The sequence below is a fragment of the Chryseobacterium sp. 1B4 genome, from assembly GCF_036631475.1.
Taxonomy (GTDB): Bacteria; Bacteroidota; Bacteroidia; order Flavobacteriales; family Weeksellaceae; genus Chryseobacterium.
Genome location: NZ_JAPNUF010000003.1, coordinates 175,628 through 193,729, shown reverse-complemented (window position 1 = coordinate 193,729; position 18,102 = coordinate 175,628). Strand labels below are relative to the sequence as shown.

General features: G+C 37.4%; 14 protein-coding genes and 5 pseudogenes. 12 read left to right on the top strand and 7 right to left on the bottom strand.

The genetic code is table 11. From position 1 onward, the window contains the following. Nucleotides 1–227: 227 nt before the first annotated feature. The 4 genes and pseudogenes from OWR28_RS02910 (at nucleotide 228) to OWR28_RS26765 (ending at nucleotide 4,741) form a co-directional block, all read left to right on the top strand. Complete coding sequence (locus OWR28_RS02910; RefSeq protein ID WP_332385417.1) at nucleotides 228–1,667, top strand: OmpA family protein; 1,440 nt, start codon at nucleotides 228–230, stop codon at nucleotides 1,665–1,667. Nucleotides 1,668–1,744: 77 nt separating this feature from the next. After that, a pseudogene (locus OWR28_RS02905) lies at nucleotides 1,745–3,650 on the top strand (RecQ family ATP-dependent DNA helicase). 139 nt (nucleotides 3,651–3,789) lie between these two features. Continuing rightward, nucleotides 3,790–4,276, top strand: a pseudogene (locus OWR28_RS26770) (methionyl-tRNA formyltransferase); the annotation flags it as partial. Nucleotides 4,277–4,303: 27 nt separating this feature from the next. Continuing rightward, on the top strand, nucleotides 4,304–4,741 hold the full coding sequence (locus OWR28_RS26765) for a methionyl-tRNA formyltransferase (RefSeq protein ID WP_494168422.1): 438 nt from the start codon (nucleotides 4,304–4,306) through the stop codon (nucleotides 4,739–4,741). Nucleotides 4,742–4,786: 45 nt separating this feature from the next. Here the strand turns inward: OWR28_RS26765 and OWR28_RS02895 are convergent, their stop codons facing one another. The 4 genes from OWR28_RS02895 to OWR28_RS02880 all read right to left on the bottom strand — a co-directional run bounded on the left by OWR28_RS02895 (nucleotide 4,787) and on the right by OWR28_RS02880 (nucleotide 7,696). Continuing rightward, nucleotides 4,787–5,056: a hypothetical protein gene (locus OWR28_RS02895; RefSeq protein ID WP_332385416.1), complete on the bottom strand. Its 270-nt coding sequence runs from the start codon at nucleotides 5,054–5,056 to the stop codon at nucleotides 4,787–4,789. Beyond that, nucleotides 5,043–5,405, bottom strand: a complete 363-nt coding sequence (locus tag OWR28_RS02890; protein WP_332385414.1) for a cyclic nucleotide-binding domain-containing protein — start codon at nucleotides 5,403–5,405, stop codon at nucleotides 5,043–5,045. The genes OWR28_RS02895 and OWR28_RS02890 overlap by 14 nt, the downstream gene beginning before the upstream one ends. Nucleotides 5,406–5,501: 96 nt before the next feature. Then, a complete protein-coding gene (gene ribB, locus OWR28_RS02885) occupies nucleotides 5,502–6,623 on the bottom strand; it encodes a 3,4-dihydroxy-2-butanone-4-phosphate synthase (RefSeq protein ID WP_115958382.1) in 1,122 nt (373 codons plus the stop codon). Nucleotides 6,624–6,691: 68 nt separating this feature from the next. Beyond that, nucleotides 6,692–7,696 carry an LLM class flavin-dependent oxidoreductase gene (locus OWR28_RS02880; protein ID WP_332385413.1) on the bottom strand — a complete coding sequence of 335 codons (1,005 nt, stop codon included), beginning with the start codon at nucleotides 7,694–7,696 and terminating at the stop codon, nucleotides 6,692–6,694. Nucleotides 7,697–7,881: 185 nt separating this feature from the next. Between OWR28_RS02880 and OWR28_RS02875 the strand changes: the two genes are divergently transcribed. The 3 genes from OWR28_RS02875 to OWR28_RS02865 all read left to right on the top strand — a co-directional run bounded on the left by OWR28_RS02875 (nucleotide 7,882) and on the right by OWR28_RS02865 (nucleotide 9,780). Further along, nucleotides 7,882–8,337, top strand: coding sequence for a hypothetical protein (locus OWR28_RS02875; RefSeq protein WP_332385412.1), 456 nt, complete (start codon nucleotides 7,882–7,884; stop codon nucleotides 8,335–8,337). A gap of 186 nt (nucleotides 8,338–8,523) precedes the next feature. Beyond that, a complete protein-coding gene (locus OWR28_RS02870) occupies nucleotides 8,524–8,775 on the top strand; it encodes a hypothetical protein (RefSeq protein ID WP_332385411.1) in 252 nt (83 codons plus the stop codon). A gap of 366 nt (nucleotides 8,776–9,141) precedes the next feature. After that, the gene (locus tag OWR28_RS02865) at nucleotides 9,142–9,780 is read left to right on the top strand and encodes a M12 family metallopeptidase (RefSeq protein ID WP_332385410.1); all 639 of its coding nucleotides are present in this window, start codon (nucleotides 9,142–9,144) and stop codon (nucleotides 9,778–9,780) included. A gap of 31 nt (nucleotides 9,781–9,811) precedes the next feature. Here the strand turns inward: OWR28_RS02865 and OWR28_RS02860 are convergent. After that, a pseudogene (locus tag OWR28_RS02860) lies at nucleotides 9,812–11,937 on the bottom strand (helix-turn-helix domain-containing protein). A gap of 82 nt (nucleotides 11,938–12,019) precedes the next feature. Between OWR28_RS02860 and OWR28_RS02855 the strand changes: the two are divergent. After that, entirely contained in the window at nucleotides 12,020–12,295 is a 276-nt protein-coding gene (locus OWR28_RS02855; RefSeq protein ID WP_332385409.1) for a hypothetical protein, read from the top strand. A gap of 323 nt (nucleotides 12,296–12,618) precedes the next feature. Here the strand turns inward: OWR28_RS02855 and OWR28_RS02850 are convergent, their stop codons facing one another. Further along, on the bottom strand, nucleotides 12,619–13,155 hold the full coding sequence (locus OWR28_RS02850) for a gamma carbonic anhydrase family protein (protein ID WP_332385408.1): 537 nt from the start codon (nucleotides 13,153–13,155) through the stop codon (nucleotides 12,619–12,621). Nucleotides 13,156–13,320: 165 nt separating this feature from the next. Here OWR28_RS02850 and OWR28_RS02845 point away from each other — a divergent pair. The 4 genes and pseudogenes from OWR28_RS02845 to hemH all read left to right on the top strand — a co-directional run bounded on the left by OWR28_RS02845 (nucleotide 13,321) and on the right by hemH (nucleotide 15,780). Then, nucleotides 13,321–14,198 (top strand): annotated as a pseudogene (locus tag OWR28_RS02845) (NifU family protein). 12 nt (nucleotides 14,199–14,210) lie between these two features. Beyond that, the gene (locus OWR28_RS02840) at nucleotides 14,211–14,537 is read left to right on the top strand and encodes an NADPH-dependent FMN reductase (RefSeq protein ID WP_332385407.1); all 327 of its coding nucleotides are present in this window, start codon (nucleotides 14,211–14,213) and stop codon (nucleotides 14,535–14,537) included. A 42-nt stretch (nucleotides 14,538–14,579) separates the two neighbouring features. Then, on the top strand, nucleotides 14,580–14,738 hold the full coding sequence (locus OWR28_RS02835) for a hypothetical protein (protein ID WP_332385406.1): 159 nt from the start codon (nucleotides 14,580–14,582) through the stop codon (nucleotides 14,736–14,738). Between the two features lie 15 nt (nucleotides 14,739–14,753). Next, nucleotides 14,754–15,780, top strand: a pseudogene (hemH, locus tag OWR28_RS02830) (ferrochelatase). Nucleotides 15,781–15,861: 81 nt separating this feature from the next. Here hemH and OWR28_RS02825 read toward each other — a convergent pair. Beyond that, the gene (locus tag OWR28_RS02825) at nucleotides 15,862–17,817 is read right to left on the bottom strand and encodes a M4 family metallopeptidase (protein ID WP_332385405.1); all 1,956 of its coding nucleotides are present in this window, start codon (nucleotides 17,815–17,817) and stop codon (nucleotides 15,862–15,864) included. Nucleotides 17,818–18,102: the final 285 nt, after the last annotated feature.

Genomic DNA, 18,102 nt, shown 5'->3' with positions numbered 1-18,102 from the left:
GCTAAGAAAAAGAAGAATTAATTTCAAATACATCAACCGGAAAGAATTGTTCTTTTCGGTTTAATTTTTTCTACTACGAATTTTTTTACATACCTTTATCATTATTTTCAGGATAACTGGTATGAAACACATTAGAAATCAACAGGTTTGTTTTGAAAAAATTAACACAAAATCGCTTTTTAACGTAAAAAATCATTTAAAATAACTTAACTTAAAAAAATAACACTATGAAATTAAGTTTAGCAATTGTTGCATTAGCATTAGCAATTCCTTCTGCTACCTATGCACAAGACTCAACGGCAGTTTCAAAAGGAGAATACCCCAATACATTTTCTTCCGGATCTGCTAATGTTTCCCCCTTTACCAATCAGTCTAAAAGATTTAACGATTGGTCAATTTCTGCCGGGGTGGGTGTTCCGCTTCTTCAGTCAGCGGATTTAACCTCTATCAAAAACGGTAACGGTAAAAACCTTTTTGGATATTCAGCGTATGTAAGTATTGACAAAGCAATTACCCACGCTTTCGGGATCAACTTACAGTATGACAGAGGTGAAACAAGACAAGGATGGTTCAATACTAAAAAAACGGCACCGGATGCAACAGCTGTAGGAGCAAGAACCCAGTATGATGCAATCTCAATCTTGGGAGATGTCAACTTCTCTAATCTATTGAGAAGAGTAGACAACCATTCTCCTTACAGATGGGCTCTTCATGGATATGCAGGTGTTGGTACCATTGCCTACAGAGCATATCAGAAAGTAGGTAACGGATCACAGAGACTAATGACTGAAGTTAAACCTTTCAAATTAGGTTCTATGTTCATGCAGGCTGGTACAGGTCTGAAATTTAAAGTGAACAGAAGAATTGATATTGAAGGTAGATTGATGTATGTAGTTACCGGTGATGATGAATTTGATGGTGGCGGTGATGCTTACAGCGCGATCAACAAGCGTTCCGAGCAGGTTTCTGACAACTTCTTCAACGCTACTTTAGGGGTTTCTTTAAAATTAGGAAAACACGAATCCCACTTAATGTGGCATGACCCGCTTCAGGAAATCTATTACAAACTTGATGTGCTGGCTAATAAAAACCAGGATATCGAAGTATGTAAAAAAGGAGATGCTGATAACGACGGGGTATGTGACGATTGGGACAGACAGCTTGACACTCCTGCAGGAGCAAGAGTGGATGGTGCCGGAGTTGCTCTTGATACAGACCTTGACGGTGTAATTGACCTTTACGATAAGTGTGTTACAGTTCCGGGACCTGTTGAAAACAACGGTTGCCCTGTAGCTACAACAGGACCTGTAGTAGAGACAGAAACGAAACTGGAAGGCATTGAGTTTGACTTAAATTCTGACAGAATTTTACCATCAAATACTCCAATCCTGAACAATGCTGTAAACTATATTAATTCTTCAAGCGGTTCTTACAATGTAATCGGTGCTACTGATACAAGAGGTACTGACGCTTACAACCAGAAACTATCTGAAAGAAGAGCAAACAACGTTAAAAACTACCTGATCAAAAACGGTGTTCAGACAGGTAAACTTCAGGCAATAGGAAAAGGTGAAAAAGACCTTAAGTATCCTGAGTGTGAACCAGCAACGAAGTGCCCTGAATGGAAAAACAGAGCCAACAGAAGAGTATACTTCGAAGCTAAATAATAAACTTATTGATATATTATATAAAAGTCACGCCATGCGTGGCTTTTTTGTCCTGATTCTTTCCTTATTTTTACAACATGATTTCTCCGCAGGATTTTCAAAAACTAAAATATGATACTCTTAAGTATTTCTGGGGTTATACCGACTTCAGAGATTCTCAGGAAGAAATTATCAATGCTGTCATCAACGAAAAAGATACTCTGGTTCTGTTACCTACAGGAGCAGGAAAATCTTTATGTTATCAATTGCCTGCCCTATTGAAGGAAGGAACCTGCCTTGTAGTTTCCCCGTTGCTGGCATTGATGAAAGACCAGGTCAATCAGCTTAAATCCCGTGGCATAGAAGCTGAATACCTTTCCTCCGAGCTGGATGAATATGACGCTGAAACAATTTACGGCCGCTGTAAGGAAGGACTTACAAAATTACTGTATGTTTCTCCTGAAAGACTTACCAACGCTCAGTTTATCCAAAATATGGAGGAAATACAGCTATCCTTCATTGCAGTAGATGAAGCGCACTGTATCTCGGAATGGGGACAGGATTTCAGACCCAGCTATCAGAATATAAAAGGATTCCGGAGTAATAATCCTGAGATTCCCTGTCTTGCTCTGACAGCAACTGCTACTCCAAAAGTACTGGAAGAAATTAAAAATAAACTGGAGCTGAAGAATCCATTTGTTTTTCAAAAAAGTTTCAAAAGAGAAAATATCAAAATCTTTACGGATGAAGTATCTGATAAATTCCAGCGTGTTTTTGACATTTTAAAATACAGCAACGACTCCGGAATTGTATACGTAAGGACAAGAAAAGAAGCGGAACTGCTGGCAGAATTCCTGAAGAAAAATCAGCTGAAAAATGTAGATTATTTTCATGCAGGCTTAACAACTAAAGAAAAAATGCAAAGCAGAATCTCTGGAACAACAGTGACAATCATGTGCTGATTTCCACCAATGCCTTTGGAATGGGTATTGACAAAGATAACGTCCGTTTCGTTATTCATTACTCCCCTGCAGCATCTCTGGAAAACTATTATCAGGAAATCGGAAGAGCAGGAAGAGATGGAAAAGACAGTTTTGCGTTCATGCTTTGGAACAGGCAGGAATTATTGAATTTTGATCAGGTCTTAAAAAACCAGACACCCAACAAAGCTGAATTTTTGAAGATTATCAGTTACCTCTACTCTATTTTTCAGGTAGCCGAGTTTGAACTTCCTGAAAAAACATTTCAGTTAAACATCCTCAACATACAGAACTTTACAAAACTGTCGAAGGCAAAGATCAATAATGTACTCAACTTTCTGCATAATCAGGAAATTGTCTATTACAATGATAACAAAAGCCTGTCTTCACTCGAACTTTTCATTAAAGCAGATGAGATAGACCAGCTGCCACAAAAAGACGCTTACTTTATAGAGCTCCTTTTCCGTACCATATCCGGAATTACAACTCATAAAGTAATGTTCAGTGAGCAGCAGGTAAGCCATAAAATTAACATCAGCGTTCCTTTGATCAAAGAACGACTGAAGGAACTTCAGCAAAAAAATTACCTGGAATATATCGACGGAGCACTTTCCAGCATCAAATTCCTGAAACCCCGTGATGAGAGAGCGGTGAATAACGCTTATTGGAAACTATTTGAGCATATTCAGAGGAATAAAATTCAGAAATGGGAAGAGATGAAATTTTACGTAGAAAACAATGACTATTGTAAAATGAAACTCATTCTTGCCTATTTTGGTGAAAAAATTCAAAAAATTGTGGACAATGTTCTGTCTGTGAAAAAAATAAGCAGTCTATCTTTGGAAAAAATATTTCCCAGCAAATCATCAATCTATTAGCAAAAAAATCTGCAACCATTGAAGAACTGTCTATACAGCTGAGTTATCATTCCAAAGAAAATATCCTGGAAAATCTGATTTTCCTATTAGATTCAGGAAAGGTAAGAATGCTGAACTTCAGAACGTATGCGCTGAATCATGAGTAATGAGTAATGAGTAATGATAAAGATGCCTGGCAGCATGTGAAGTGGTCATCATCCCATCCTATCTCTAAAACTCTCTCACTCTCATACTCTCCCACCCCCGAACCTGAAACCTTCCGACTCTCAGATCAAAAACTTATCTTTGTACTATGAAATCATTGAAAGTCGTTTTTTAGGGACTCCTGAGTTTGCAAAGACTTCTCTGGAGGCCATCCATCAATCTCATCATCAGGTAGTAGGTGTGGTAACTGTTGCTGATAAGGCAAGCGGACGAGGACAGAAAATTCACCAATCACCGGTAAAAATCTATGCAGAAGAAAACAATATTCCTGTTTTTCAGCCGGAAAAGCTGAGAAATCCGGAATTTTTGGAAGAACTTAGAAAACTGGATGCTGATGTTTTTGTAGTAGTTGCGTTCAGAATGATGCCTAAAGTCCTTTTGAAATGCCAAAAATGGGCACTTTCAATCTTCATGCTTCATTGCTTCCTGATTACCGGGGGGCTGCACCTATCAATTACGCAGTAATCAATGGGGAAGAAAAACCGGAGCAACGACTTTCTTTATTAACGAAAAAATTGACGAAGGAAATATTCTTCTTCAGCAGGAAATAGAAATTTTACCTGATGAAAATGCAGGAAGTCTTCATGACAGACTGATGGAAATGGGTTCAGGGCTTGTTGTAAAAACACTGGACGGACTGGCCGAAAATGCTATTCAGGAGAAGCCACAACCAAAGGTTGAACATCCTAAAAATGCTTATAAAATTTTCAAAGAAGATACGAGGATCAATTGGAATCAGCCTTCAAAGACCATTCACCAGTTCATTCTTGGAATGTCTCCTTACCCGGCAGCATTCACTACTTTAAAGATCGAAAATGAAGAAAAAGGTTTAAAAATATTCGGAGGTAAGTTTGAACTTTCTGATCATGGGAAACCTGCAGGAACCCTGGATATCTCAAAGAACGGATTTAAAATCTACACCCAGGACGGAATCTATTATCCATTGGAACTTCAGATGGAAGGTAAAAAGAGAATGATGGTAAAAGATTTTCTGAACGGATTCCGGAACTTTGACGGAATCACTCTAAACTAAAGAACTGCCTCTTTTCAGATATCCAAAATAAAGTCCCAAAAGTATTTACAACTTCCGGGACTTTTTAATTATGTATAAAGAAAGATTAGCTTTTACTAACAATTTTTTTCTGATTCTGCTTATAAATTCCGGCGTTACTCCCAGATAGGCAGCAATCTGGATATTGGTAAGACGGTGTGCTGTTTGCGGATAGTCCTTTAAAAACTCAACATACCGCTCATCAGAAGGCTTACTCAGGTTGTCAATAATTCTGCGTTGTAATGCTATAATTGACTTTTGGAATTTAAGCCTCATTAATCTTTCAATTTCCGGCATTTCGGCATACAATTTCTCTTTCTTTTTTGGGAATAAGAAGAATCTCACTATCCTCCAGAGCCTGAATATTGAGCTTTGAAGGAATACGGTTCACAAAACTGTCGATATCTGAGATCCACCAGTTTTCAATGCCAAAATATAAGATCTGTTCGGCTGCATTATGATGGGTATGAAAAACTTTAAAGCAGCCGCTCAATACAAATCCTTCAAATTCACAGATCTCCCCTTCTTTTAAAAGGAATTCCTTTTTCTTTATTTTCCGAAGGCTGAAAGCACTGCAATATTTCTCCAGCTTTTCATCTGAAATATCAATATAATCCCGGATTTGTTTTTTTAAAGGCTCAGTCATGGTTTAAAAATAAAAAAAGGTTCAGAAAATCCTAAACCTTATATTTTGTATTGTAAACAGCCATTGATGTTAAAACTACTATTGGCTATTCATTTATTATAGTTGTACCATCTCAGTAACCTCTACATCATAACCTCCAACCTGAGGTTTAATATTAGGGTTTTGAGTGATTACTTTGAACTTGTTGATTCCTAAATTCTTTAAAATCTGCGTCCCGATTCCATAATCTCTGTAATTGTACGCTAAAGTAGGATGCTGTTCCTGCCCGTCCTGATAATTCAGGAACTGCTGAAGCTTTCTCAGTGTATTTTCGGAATTGGAAACATTATTGATGAAAATAATAGCTCCTTTTCCTGCCTCATTCACCATATTGGTTACTTTTTCCAGCAATGGTTTCTCTCCATTGTTCAGTCTGGTCAGTACATCGAAATAAGAATCAGAAGACTGTACTCTTACCAAAACAGGCTCATCTACAGTCCAGGCTCCTTTTGTTAAAGCAAAATGAATCTGTTCATTGGAAGTTTCCCTGAAAGCATAGAAATCGAAATCTCCGTAAAATGTCTTTACTTTTCTCTCCTCAATTCTTTCCACAAGATTTCCTTTTTTAAGCTGATAATGGATCAGGTCTTCAATAGAAACGATCTTCATATCATGCTTCTGGGCAAAAGCGTAAAGTTCAGGCAGACGTGACATTGTACCGTCTTCGTTCATGATCTCACAGATCACTCCTCCTTCTTTTAAACCGGCCAGGCTTGTAAGATCGATAGCAGCTTCTGTATGTCCGGCTCTTTTCAATACACCTCCTTTTCTTGCACGAAGCGGGAAAATATGGCCTGGTCTCATAAAATCTGTAGGTTTGGATTTTTCATCCATCAGTGCTAAAATTGTTTTCGCTCTGTCTCCTGCAGAAATTCCGGTAGATGTTCCGTTTCCTAAAAGGTCTACCGATACGGTGAAAGCAGTTTCTTTAGGATCGCTGCTTCTGCTTACCATCACTTCAAGTCCAAGCTCATCACATCTTTTTTCCGGAAGCGGCATACAGATCAGCCCTCTTCCGTGAAGAGCCATAAAATTGATAATTTCCGGCGTTGTCAGCTCTGCCGCACAAAGAAAATCTCCTTCATTTTCTCTGTCTTCATCATCTACTACTATGATTATCTTACCATTTCTAAGGTCTTCAATAGCCTCTGGAATAGTATTTAATTTAATATCGGACATTTTTACTTTTTATTTGTGCAAAGATACTCATAAAAATAAGCATCTGCCAATTAATTATGGATGGTTTATTACGCTTTGGACAGAGAGTCTGCTGCCGCTCTGAAAATCTCATAAGATCTTACTCTTTTCTGATGGTCATAGATATGTGAATTGATCATCATTTCATCTACCTCAAACCTTTCCTGGAAATCTTTAAGTTTTTCCTGAATTTCTGCCTGATCTCCAATAAACGTATATCTCAGTTTCTGTAAAACCATTGATTTTTCCATTGGTGACCAGATTTCGTCCATATCATCTACCGGCGGGGCAAATGGTTTCCTGTCGTTTCTTACAATATTGATAAATGCCTGGAATAAAGTAGTGGAAATTTTATGGGCTTCTTCTGAAGTTTCCGCTGCTACTCCATTTACACAGGCAATAATATAAGGCTTATCCAGATATTTTGACGGTTCAAAATGCTCTCTGTATATTTTAAAAGCCATTTCCATCTGCTCCGGAGCAAAATGTCCTGCAAATGCATAAGGCAGGCCAAGTTCTGCAGCCAGCCATGCGCTGTCCGTACTTGATCCCAGAATATACAATGGAATATCCAGTCCTTCGCCGGGAATTGCACGAACCATTGCATCCGAATTTTCTTTGGAGAAATATCTTTGAAGCTCAAGAATCTGTCTTGGAAACTGCTCATTGATGATGGCTGGATTTCTTCCTAAAGCCTGCGCCGTTAAGCCATCTGTTCCCGGAGCTCTTCCTAACCCAAGATCAATTCTACCGGGAAACAATGATTCCAGTGTACCGAATTGTTCTGCTATGATGAGCGAGCTGTGGTTGGGAAGCATAATTCCTCCTGAACCCACTCTGATTTTCTTTGTCCCATTGGCAATGAAACCTATTAAAACAGAGGTTGCTGAACTGGCAATACTTTCCATATTGTGATGTTCCGCCAGCCAGAATCTTTTATAATTTAAATTTTCAGCGTGATTAGCTAATGATAAGCTATCCTGAAAAGTATCGTGAATGCTTTTTCCCTGCTTTACCGGTGCAAGATCCAAAACAGAAATTTCAAAATTTTTCATATTGAGGTTAATTTTTCATTGGTCTCAAAAAACCAGACAAATTTAAAACATAAAAACTGCATTAGTTACTTTTTGTAATTAATAAAAACAATTGATCAGTTCAGGGAAAAACTATTGGAATAAAATTCTTTTTTGTTTGATTTTATATATAAGATTTTGGGTAAATTGCGATGTTATTTAATGACATGAAAACAAAAATAATGTATATCGAAAACAAATCCCTCGGACATCACGGGCCGGCATGGATTGGTTTTGTGGAATTCTCAAAATCAGGGCAAACTGTTTATTTCGATAACAAGGCACTCAAAAAACTCAAAAGGCCAGGAGTCAACGCTAATCATTTTGATATAGAAACGGGAGAAGAATATTGGGTGTCCGGCGTTAAGAAAAATGGTCAGAACAGACATCAGTTTGGTGGTGGAAAAATTATGATCGATAAAAACTCTATTAATGACTATCTAAAGCTGGTAGACTTCAACTATATTGATGAAAAGTATTTTGAAATTGTTGAATTTTCCCGGACAGACAAAAGCTTATTTAATGAAATAGAAAATACAGAAACTGAATTCAGAGATGAAAGTTATCATGCTACATTTTATGACAACAATCGTAGAAAATTAATCTTAGACACTAAAATTTAAATGGAAAAATATATATTTACTTCTTTTCTCATTCTTTTTAATGAGCTGCTCCTTTAATCAATTCTATAAGGACAGAGAATCCGACAAAAAAGATGGTGAAAAAATTCCAATAAAATTTTATTGGGAATTACGTTATGGAAAAAACCCGGAGGATATTTATAAGTTGTTTGGTGAGAAGTTTTTGAGGTGACTGATAAAGAAAAGCTCGTAAAACTGATGAATACAGTCAATGAGATTGGTCCTGTTGAAGAATACAATCTTGCCAAATGGGAAACAATGGTAGTGAAGGGAAGCAATGCCCGAAGTCAATATTTCTTCCTGTACAATGTAAAAAGGGAAACTAAGAAAACAGAAGAATCTTTTACTTTAGAAAAGAATAAAGATGGAGACATAAAAATCGTTGGTTACAGAATCAATCAAGATATGTTAAACGAATAAGAATAAAAAGGGTTTTGAGTATTTTCAGAACCTTTTTTATTTTACAGGGTTTTGTTTAAATGGTTTTTAAACAAATAATACGAATAAGTATATTTCAACAAAAATAATTCAATAAAAAGAGAATATTAATTATATTCGTGTACCAAATCTTAATTAATATGAACCAGAAAATTAAAATCCCGTTCCATCAGAAATCGTGGACGGGAAAAACTATTGTTTTGATCTTATTTATTGCTGCAGCATTCACATCTTGCAGTAAAAATAATGAGGAAATTACTTCTGAAGCACAAACCAATGCTTTCAATACCGAAAACATTAAAAAAGGGCAATTGAACGGCCAGAAATTACCTATGAAAGAAAAACGGAATGAATTTTTTCCAGGGAGATATTGTTCTTACCGATAAACAGTTATCCGGAGGCAGTGAACTTAATAAAGGCGGCGCCAGTTATTCAAGGTGGCCAAACGGTAAGATTTACTACACAATTGCCAGCAATATGGGCTCTATCAACGTAAACAAAATCAATACTGCAATTAATGAGTACAATACTAAAACCAATACTCAATGGATTTACCGTACCAACCAGTCTAATTATGTAGAGTTTATATTCGGAAGCTCATCAGGATCTGATGGCTGGGCTCATATCGGATATCAGGGTGGAAAACAAACCATTTCTCTGGATCAATATATTTCTGTAGGATCAGTTATTCATGAAATGGGGCATACGGTAGGTCTTTATCATGAGCATACACGTAAAGACAGGGATCAGTATGTAAAAATCCTGTGGAACAACATCCAGAACGGGCAGGCTTATAATTTTAATATCTACAGTTCCGGAACGGATATTGGTCCTTTTAATATCAATTCGGTGATGATGTACTGGCCCACTTCGTACTCTAAAAACGGACTGCCGACGATTACCAGAGCTGACAACAGCAATTTTACTTATAACAGAACGGGATTTACTACCGGAGACATCAATACCATCAATGCGATGTATCCTTAGTTTTCAAAAATTCATATCAAAAAAAGAACTCTTACGAGTTCTTTTCTTTTTTATAATTATAATGATTAATTAAAATCCGGATTTCGTTAAATTCAAAATGATTGGGCAGTGCGTTTTTCCACTCGGTCAATGTTTCATGCGGATTCTTGTAAAACTCATCTTCAAAAGCTTTGATTTTATCTGAAGTGATGACTCTGGAGATATCCAGTAATCCCTGCTCTGCAAATTTAGCCAGGTGGCCGATAACGGTTTCCTTCACCAAACCTCTTTCCAATGCAATTTCTCCGATGGTTTTCCCCTGTTCAAACAACTGGAAGGTTAAAACCTGAGAAGGGACTTTAGCAATTTTCAGATTGATCTCCTTATCATTCTTTTCATCTAAAAGTTTCGTTTCAAGAAGATGAATTTCTCTTAAGCTATTCAGATATTCTTCAATGTCTTCCAGCCAGCTTTTGAATTCTTCGTTGTATTGTTTTAATCCTTTTGCTCCTTTTATCTCAGCATAAAATTCCTTCAAAGGATCGAATATTTTATTTCTGGTCTCTGTAAAAAAGAAATTAACTGCGCCTTTTGATTTGCTTTCAATTTCCGACCACTCTTCTTTCTGTTCAATAAAATTATTGACTTTCTGGAAAATGATTCTTTCCAGCTTTTCAAATATTTTCCCAAGGTTCACCGCTTCATGTTTTAACTGGAGGTAAAGCTGTTTGGTTTTAACATGATCAATATTTTTCGTGACAATGGAAAGGCTGTTCCACTCTTCCACTTCTTTCAAAAACCATGTACAATCCAGGGTACGCAGCACTTTTCTGATGCTGTAATCATATTTTTCCTGATTAAGGATGGCTTCTACATGATCATTGGCAATCGTATCGGTATGGAAGTGTAAAATCCGGTTATCCTTAAAAATAACTTCAGGGGTAATTTTTGACTTTAAAACAATTCCTTCCAGGGTTCTGCAGCGGGATAAAGCCACATACACCTGACCTGCCGTGAAACTTTTTCCGGCATCAATAATTACTTTGTCAAATGTCAACCCCTGGCTTTTATGAATTGTGACAGCCCATGCGAGCTTAATTGGAAACTGCTCAAAACTTCCCAATACCTCTTCCTTGATATTTTTATCTGTATCAAGGAAATATTTTTTCTGTTCCCAGGTTTCTCTTTTACAACAATTTCTCTTTCACTTTCATCCAATACTACCCGGATTTCATTTTCATCCAACCCGATAATCTCCCCCAGTTTTCCGTTAAAATATTTTTTCTCACCGGAAATATCATTCCGGATAAACATGATCTGAGCCCCGATTTTCAGTTCTAAAAACTGGTCGTTCGGAAACTGGTTCTCTTTAAAATCACCTACAAGCTTAGCTTCATAAACCTGAGGATCTACTTTTATCTCAGCTAATTTTTCCTGGTTGATCTCATCTGCCATTTTATTGTGAGAACACAAATAAACGTAAGATTCTTTTCCCATATCAAAGTCAGGATCATACCTTTCATTAAGATGGTCAAAATCGATATTATCCACATCTCCGTCACGGATCGCATTCAGGATTTCCAGAAATTCTTCATCAGACTGTCTGTATACTTTTGTCAGCTCAATGGTAACAATGGGGATTTCTTTAATGGCATGACTGTCAAAAAAGAAAGGTGAATTGTAATACATTTTCAAAATATGCTCATCCCTCACCACCGGCGGAAGCTGATACAAATCCCCGATAAAAAGCATCTGCACCCCTCCAAACCTCTGATTATTCCTTCTGATAAACCGCAAAGAGAAATCCATCATATCCAGAACGTCAGCCCTCAACATCGAAACCTCATCGATAATGATGATTTCAACCTCTCTCAGAAGCTTAAGCTTATCTTTACGATATTTGAAATGAGGCATCAGATCGGCAATATTATTGGCCAAGCTGGTATCTATCCTCTCTGTAGTAGGAAGAAAGGTTCTCAACGGCAGTCCAAACATAGAGTGGATCGTTACTCCTCCCGCATTAATGGCAGCAATACCTGTAGGAGCTACCACAATATGCTTTTTCTTGGTACGCCTCACAAAATCATTAAGAAATGTTGTCTTCCCCGTTCCGGCTTTCCCAGTCAGAAAAACACTTCTGTTGGTGTATTCTATTAAGTCAAAAAAATGATTGTTCATCGTTGTCAAAAATACGGAAATGAATTTGATTTTCTTACCTTGGCATAAGTTTTGAAAATTCTTAAAAAGAAAAAAGTTTATTGTGAAAAAATTATTCTTTCATATCCCGGCAATAGTATTATGTACTACATTAACTTTGGTTTCCTGTACTACATCAAAAAATGCCAATACCAATCTTCCTGTCGATATCGCAGACAGACCCGCTGACGAAGACAGTCAGAAATATGAACAGGCCCAGTTGGATAAATTAAAAGCTTCTATTGAATCTGAGGTATCAGGTGAAAATGTACGGATGCCGGTGAATGGGCATTTACTCCTATGGGTTCAAAATCCTGCGGCGGGCCTCAGCAATACATAGCCTATCCAAAGAAAATAGAAGAGACTTTCCTGCCGAGGGTCAATGAGTATACGGATAAAGTGAGAGCTTTTAATGAAAAGTATAATATTGTGTCAGACTGTATGATGGTTATGCCTCCTACATCCCTAAAATGTATCAATGGCAAGATAAGGCTTATCACGCCTGACCCAAACTGACAATAAAGCAAAGGTTCTATATCAAATCGAAAAAGCTCTGTCCCGGGGACGGAGCTTTTCTATTTGTTAATCGTGAATTTTTACTCGCAACTGAATAGTGAAGTTTGTAGCCAAAAAAATTGACAAGCGCAGCGGATTGACATTTAACTAGAATTGATGATCTTTCACGTTTTCCTTATACCATGAAGAGTATTTGACATAATTATCCGCAATTCTGTTTACCTCTCCTTCCAGTAACTGTGCATTGATATCTTTGATTTTCTTTGCAGGAACTCCGCCCCAGACTTCTCCGGATTTAATGTGGGTTCCCTGAGTAACTACAGAACCTGCTCCTACGATAGAATTTTCTTCTACCAGGCAATCATCCATTACAATAGCTCCCATCCCGATCAGTACATTATCTTTAATAGTACATCCATGCACAATCGCGTTGTGTCCTATAGAGACGTTATTTCCGATATTCAGAGGATATTTCTGATAGGTACAATGGAGCATCGCATTATCCTGGACGTTCACCTTGTCTCCCATTCTGATATAATTAACATCTCCCCTGATCACTGCATTATACCAGATACTGCAGTCTTTTCCCATGGTAACATCTCCAATAATGGTTGCCGTTTCTGCTAAAAATGTATTCTCCCCGATCTGTGGTGCTTTTCCTAAAAGTGCTTTTATAAGTGCCATAATATTAATTTGAAAATTTGAAAATAAGCCGATTTGAGAATGTGATATATGCCATATAATTTCAGGTATCTAACTTCTAAATTACAGCGATAGCAAAAATCTAACTCTCTGTCTTCAGCTTCTGACTTCTAATGCGTATTTTTGTATCTCAAATTTAACGAAAAAATGCGTACCGTACTTATAGAACCAACTGAAAACCCAAAAGTGATGAAATTTGTAGCAGATTACAATCTCATCCCGGGTTCTTTAGAGCTGGACAGAAATTCAGATATATCAGAAATTCCATTGGCACAGGAACTTTTCAATTATCCGTTTGTGGAAAGAATTTTCATTACGGCTAATTTTGTTGCTGTGGCAAAGCAGGATACTGTGGAGTGGGAACATGTTGCTGAAAGTCTGAAAAATGTAATTGAAGATGAATTACTGGCTAACCCGAGAATTTATCTTCAGAAGAAAAAGAAATGTACCAGATTTATGCTGAAATGACTCCGAATCCCAATGTAATGAAGTTTGTTTCAAGCAAATTACTGATGGACGGTTTTGTGGAAGTAAAATCGAAAGATGCTGCAGAAGAAGTTCCTTTGGCTCAGGCTATTTTTAAAGAATTTGATTTTGCAACGGAAGTTTTCATTTCTGACAACTTTGTAGCCGTTACCAGAGATAATTCTGTGGAATGGCATCAGGTAATGATGACTGTTCGTGCTCTTATCGCCGAATATCTTCAAAACGGAGGTGAGATTTCAAAAATAGAACCTCAGAAACATGAAAATCCTGTTGAAAAAATCATCAACAGAGATTATACTGAAGATGAACAGAAAATCTCTGATATCTTAAATGAATATGTAGCTCCTGCCGTAGAAAATGACGGTGGAAAGATTTCCCTGATGGAATATGACCAGGAGAATAAAACGGCAAAAATGCTTCTGCAAGGTGCATGTTCAGGATGCCCAAGCTCTACAGCTACTTTGAAAAACGGAATTGAAAACATTTTAAAACAATTCGTTCCGGACCTGGTAGAAAAAGTAGAAGCTGTAAACGGATAAAACAGTTAAAAAATGCCTCCTGAAAAGAAAATTGTTATCATTATAGGAAGTGCTTCTGAAAATTCAGGCAACCTGAAGCTGATGCAGCAGGTACTGGAAAAAACGAATGATGCAGATTTCCGGATATATGATAACCTTTCTCTTCTTCCCCATTTTGATACAGCATTAACAGATGATCATACCCCTGAAGAAGTTCTGGAGATCAGAGAAGCTATTAAAAATTCAGTTGGAGTCATATTTTCCACACCGGAATATATTTTCAGCATCCCCGGAAGATTAAAAAATCTATTGGAGTGGTGTGTTTCCACAACAGTTTTTCTGAAAAACCGACAGCAGTAATCACTTGCTTCTGCCAGTGGGGAGAAAGGACATGAAGAGCTGTTGCTGATTTTAAAAACGCTGGGCGCTGTAACAGATGATAAACATCAGGTATTAATAAAAGGGATAAAAGGCAGATTTGACAGCAATGGCTTACTGGAAAGTAATACCTTTGCTAAAGTAGCAGAATTAGTAACAGATTTTACAATGTCTGTTTCATAATTAAAAATTAGAATATTGAATAAGAAAGGAATTTTACTGGTCAACCTCGGATCACCGAGATCAACTTCTGTAAACGACGTAAAGGAATATCTTGATGAATTTTTGATGGACGAAAGAGTGATTGACTATCGCTGGATCTTTCGTGCGCTGCTTGTACAGGGAATTATCCTGAAGACAAGACCTGCGAAATCTGCAGAAGCCTATAAGACGGTCTGGACAGATCAGGGTTCACCACTGATTGTCATTACTGAGCAGATTCAGAAAAACTGCAGAAAATAGTAGATGTTCCGGTGGAAATCGGGATGAGGTATGCAGAACCAAGTATTGAAACCGGTATTCAGAAACTGGTGGATCAGGGAATCACTGAAATTGTTCTTTTTCCTCTATATCCTCAATATGCGATGAGCACAACGGAAACTGTAATTGAAAAAGCTGAGGAAGTCAGAAAAAGAAGTTCCCACAGGTGAAGATCAATTATATTCAGCCTTTCTACAACAGGGATATTTATATCAATTGTCTTGCAGAGAGTATTAAAGAGAAACTTCCAGAAAATTTTGATGCCCTTCAGTTCTCTTACCATGGTGTTCCGGAAAGGCATATTTATAAGACAGATCCTACCAGAACCTGTAACCTTAATGACTGTTGTTCCCGGGAGGATAATCCAAGTCATCAGTTCTGCTACCGCCACCAATGTTATAAAACGACACAGCTTGTCATCGATAAACTGAATTTACCTAAGGAAAAAACCATTGTTTCCTTCCAGTCAAGGTTAGGAAAGGACAAGTGGATTGAGCCTTATACGGATGAAACACTTGAAACTATTGGTAAAAAAGGAATAAAAAATCTGGCCATTGTCTGCCCGGCTTTCGTTTCCGACTGTCTTGAGACGTTGGAAGAAATTTCTGTAGAAGGTAAAGAACAGTTCCTGCACGGAGGCGGTGAAAACTTCCATTATATTCCATGTCTGAATGATGAAGACCGCTGGATTGAAGTGGTGAAAATCCTTTGTGAAGAAAAACTGAACGATTTCTATTTGGTTTAATTTATCTGTTTTTAAATATACAAAAGACCGCAAGGATTAACTTGCGGCCTTTTTGTTGAATATATTAAAATTTATTTGGTGTTACTTTTTAATCAGGTTTCCTGCTTTCTGACCGTTTACGGTTACAATGTATACTCCCGGAAGAATGCTGGATGGTAACTGGATGTTAAGTTTATTCACTCCATCAGTGATTTCAACTTTTTCAGAAAGTTCTTTCTTACCTGTAAGGCTCACCAACTCTACAATTCCTTTTCCTGCTTTACCTTCAAAATTTACAGTGAATCTGTCAGTTGCCGGATTCGGGCTGATGGTATAAGCTGAAAGGTTTGAAGTTGATGCTACCAATCCGGCAGGAGAAGTTCCACCTCCTACCCCTACAGCATTCCATGCATTGGTAACCTGTGTTACTTCATTGCTTCCGGCACCGTACAGATCTGCTGCTGCCTGAAGAGAATAGGTTCTTGCATTCGCATATGTAGAAGAAGAAGTCAGGTAAGTTGTCAGTGTTCTGTAGGCAATAGCACCTGCCTTATCCAGTCCGATTCCGGAAACATTATAAGCAAATCCTTTATCGTTGGTGCCTGATCCTCCTGTTACTAACAGATAATACCAGAAATTAAGTACTCCTGAATTGGTATGTACCCCACAATAATCATTAGATTGGCTCGGCGTTACACAACCTGAAGTGGTGGTTGTTTTCCAGTAAGTTCCCATATAGGTATCCGGCTGGCTGTAAGCATTGGGATTAGCCATATTTCTGATCACATAATTGAAATCTTCTCCAAGTGTCCAGCTTGCCTGTGTAGGTCTTGCCCAGCGCTCAATTGTATTTCCGAAAATATCTGAGAACCCTTCATTTAAAGCTCCTGATTCTCTCTGATAAGCAAGATTAGCTGTTTTGGAAGTTAAGCCGTGCGTGATTTCATGACCGCAGACATCCAGTGCTGTTAAAGGTTTTCCACCGTTTGTCGTAGAGCTTCCGTCACCATAAGTCATTCTGGAGCCATCCCAAAACGCATTAAAGTAGTTGGTGGAATAATGCACATAAGATTTAATAGCGAAATTATTATTATCAATACTCTTACGTCCGTATTTTGAATAAAAATAATCTACTGTCATTTCTGCACCCCAATGGGCATCTGTAGCATATTGATCCTTATTGGTATTGACATTATTCCAGTTATTGTCCGTATCTGTAAAGTCTACAGCAGAAGAATAGCTGGTTCCTTTTCTCAGGTTATAAGTTTCCACAGCTGTTCCGGCATTTCTTCCTGTTTCTCTTAAACGGTAGCTTCCGTTATAAGAGTCTGTGGTTATACTACGGGTTCCGCTGTATCCTGTAACAGCTGTTCCCGGGCTGTTCACTTCATGAATAATAGCATCTACTCCCAGTACTTTTCCGTTTTTAGCATCTACAAAAACATATTGTCTGCTTAATGGCTTTTCGGCATAGATATCAAATTTATATGCCAGCCTTAAATCGTTCAGCTTGTCATCATCAGGATCTGAATAATATACCAATTCACCTTTTGGAGCAAAACTTGCATTAGGGTCTCCGGTTTCTTTTTTAAGAAAATCCTCCTCTTCTTTGTTTTTCCACTTATAGGATTCTGCCCCTACAAATGATAAAGCACTTTGTAATGCTACATTCTCAGCAAGGCTGGCGTTTTTGTCAAGTCCTTTGGGAACTTTCATAACCCATTTCCCGGATTGACCTACAATTTTTCCGTCTTTTGTCTGTACAGCCATCATTCCGTATTCTACCGGAATATTATTTACAGTCTGTTGAAACCTTTGAATTTCAAAACCTAATGCGTCTTTTTCTGAGCTTAATTTACGGCCTTGTCCGGGAGAAAGTCGCTGAGAGGCTTCATCAAATAAAACCGGACTTCCCTGGAATGCCGGCGCATTTTTTTCAAATCTCATAAATTCGGCATGTAAACCGCTTTTACCCGGAGTTAATTGTGATGGTGTGTTTTGTCCAAAAACAAAAGAGCAGGCAGCAACGCTTGCCACTAAGATAAATTTCGTTTTCATATTAATAATGGTTGATTGTGATGACGAATTTATAAACTTTTCACAATAAAACAATAAAAACAATGAATAAAATTCAATTGATATTATAAATCAATAAATAAAACACAATAATGATTTTAAAACAAAGAAAATTATTTAAATATAATTTTTCAACAATATAAATTTTATGTTAAAAAATTTAATTAAAATCAAAATTTTGTGAATTATTTTTTTCACTATGCAGTGCATTATAATTAAAAAAATAAGGCTCAATCTAAGGTTTATAAGATTAATTGTTTTAATACG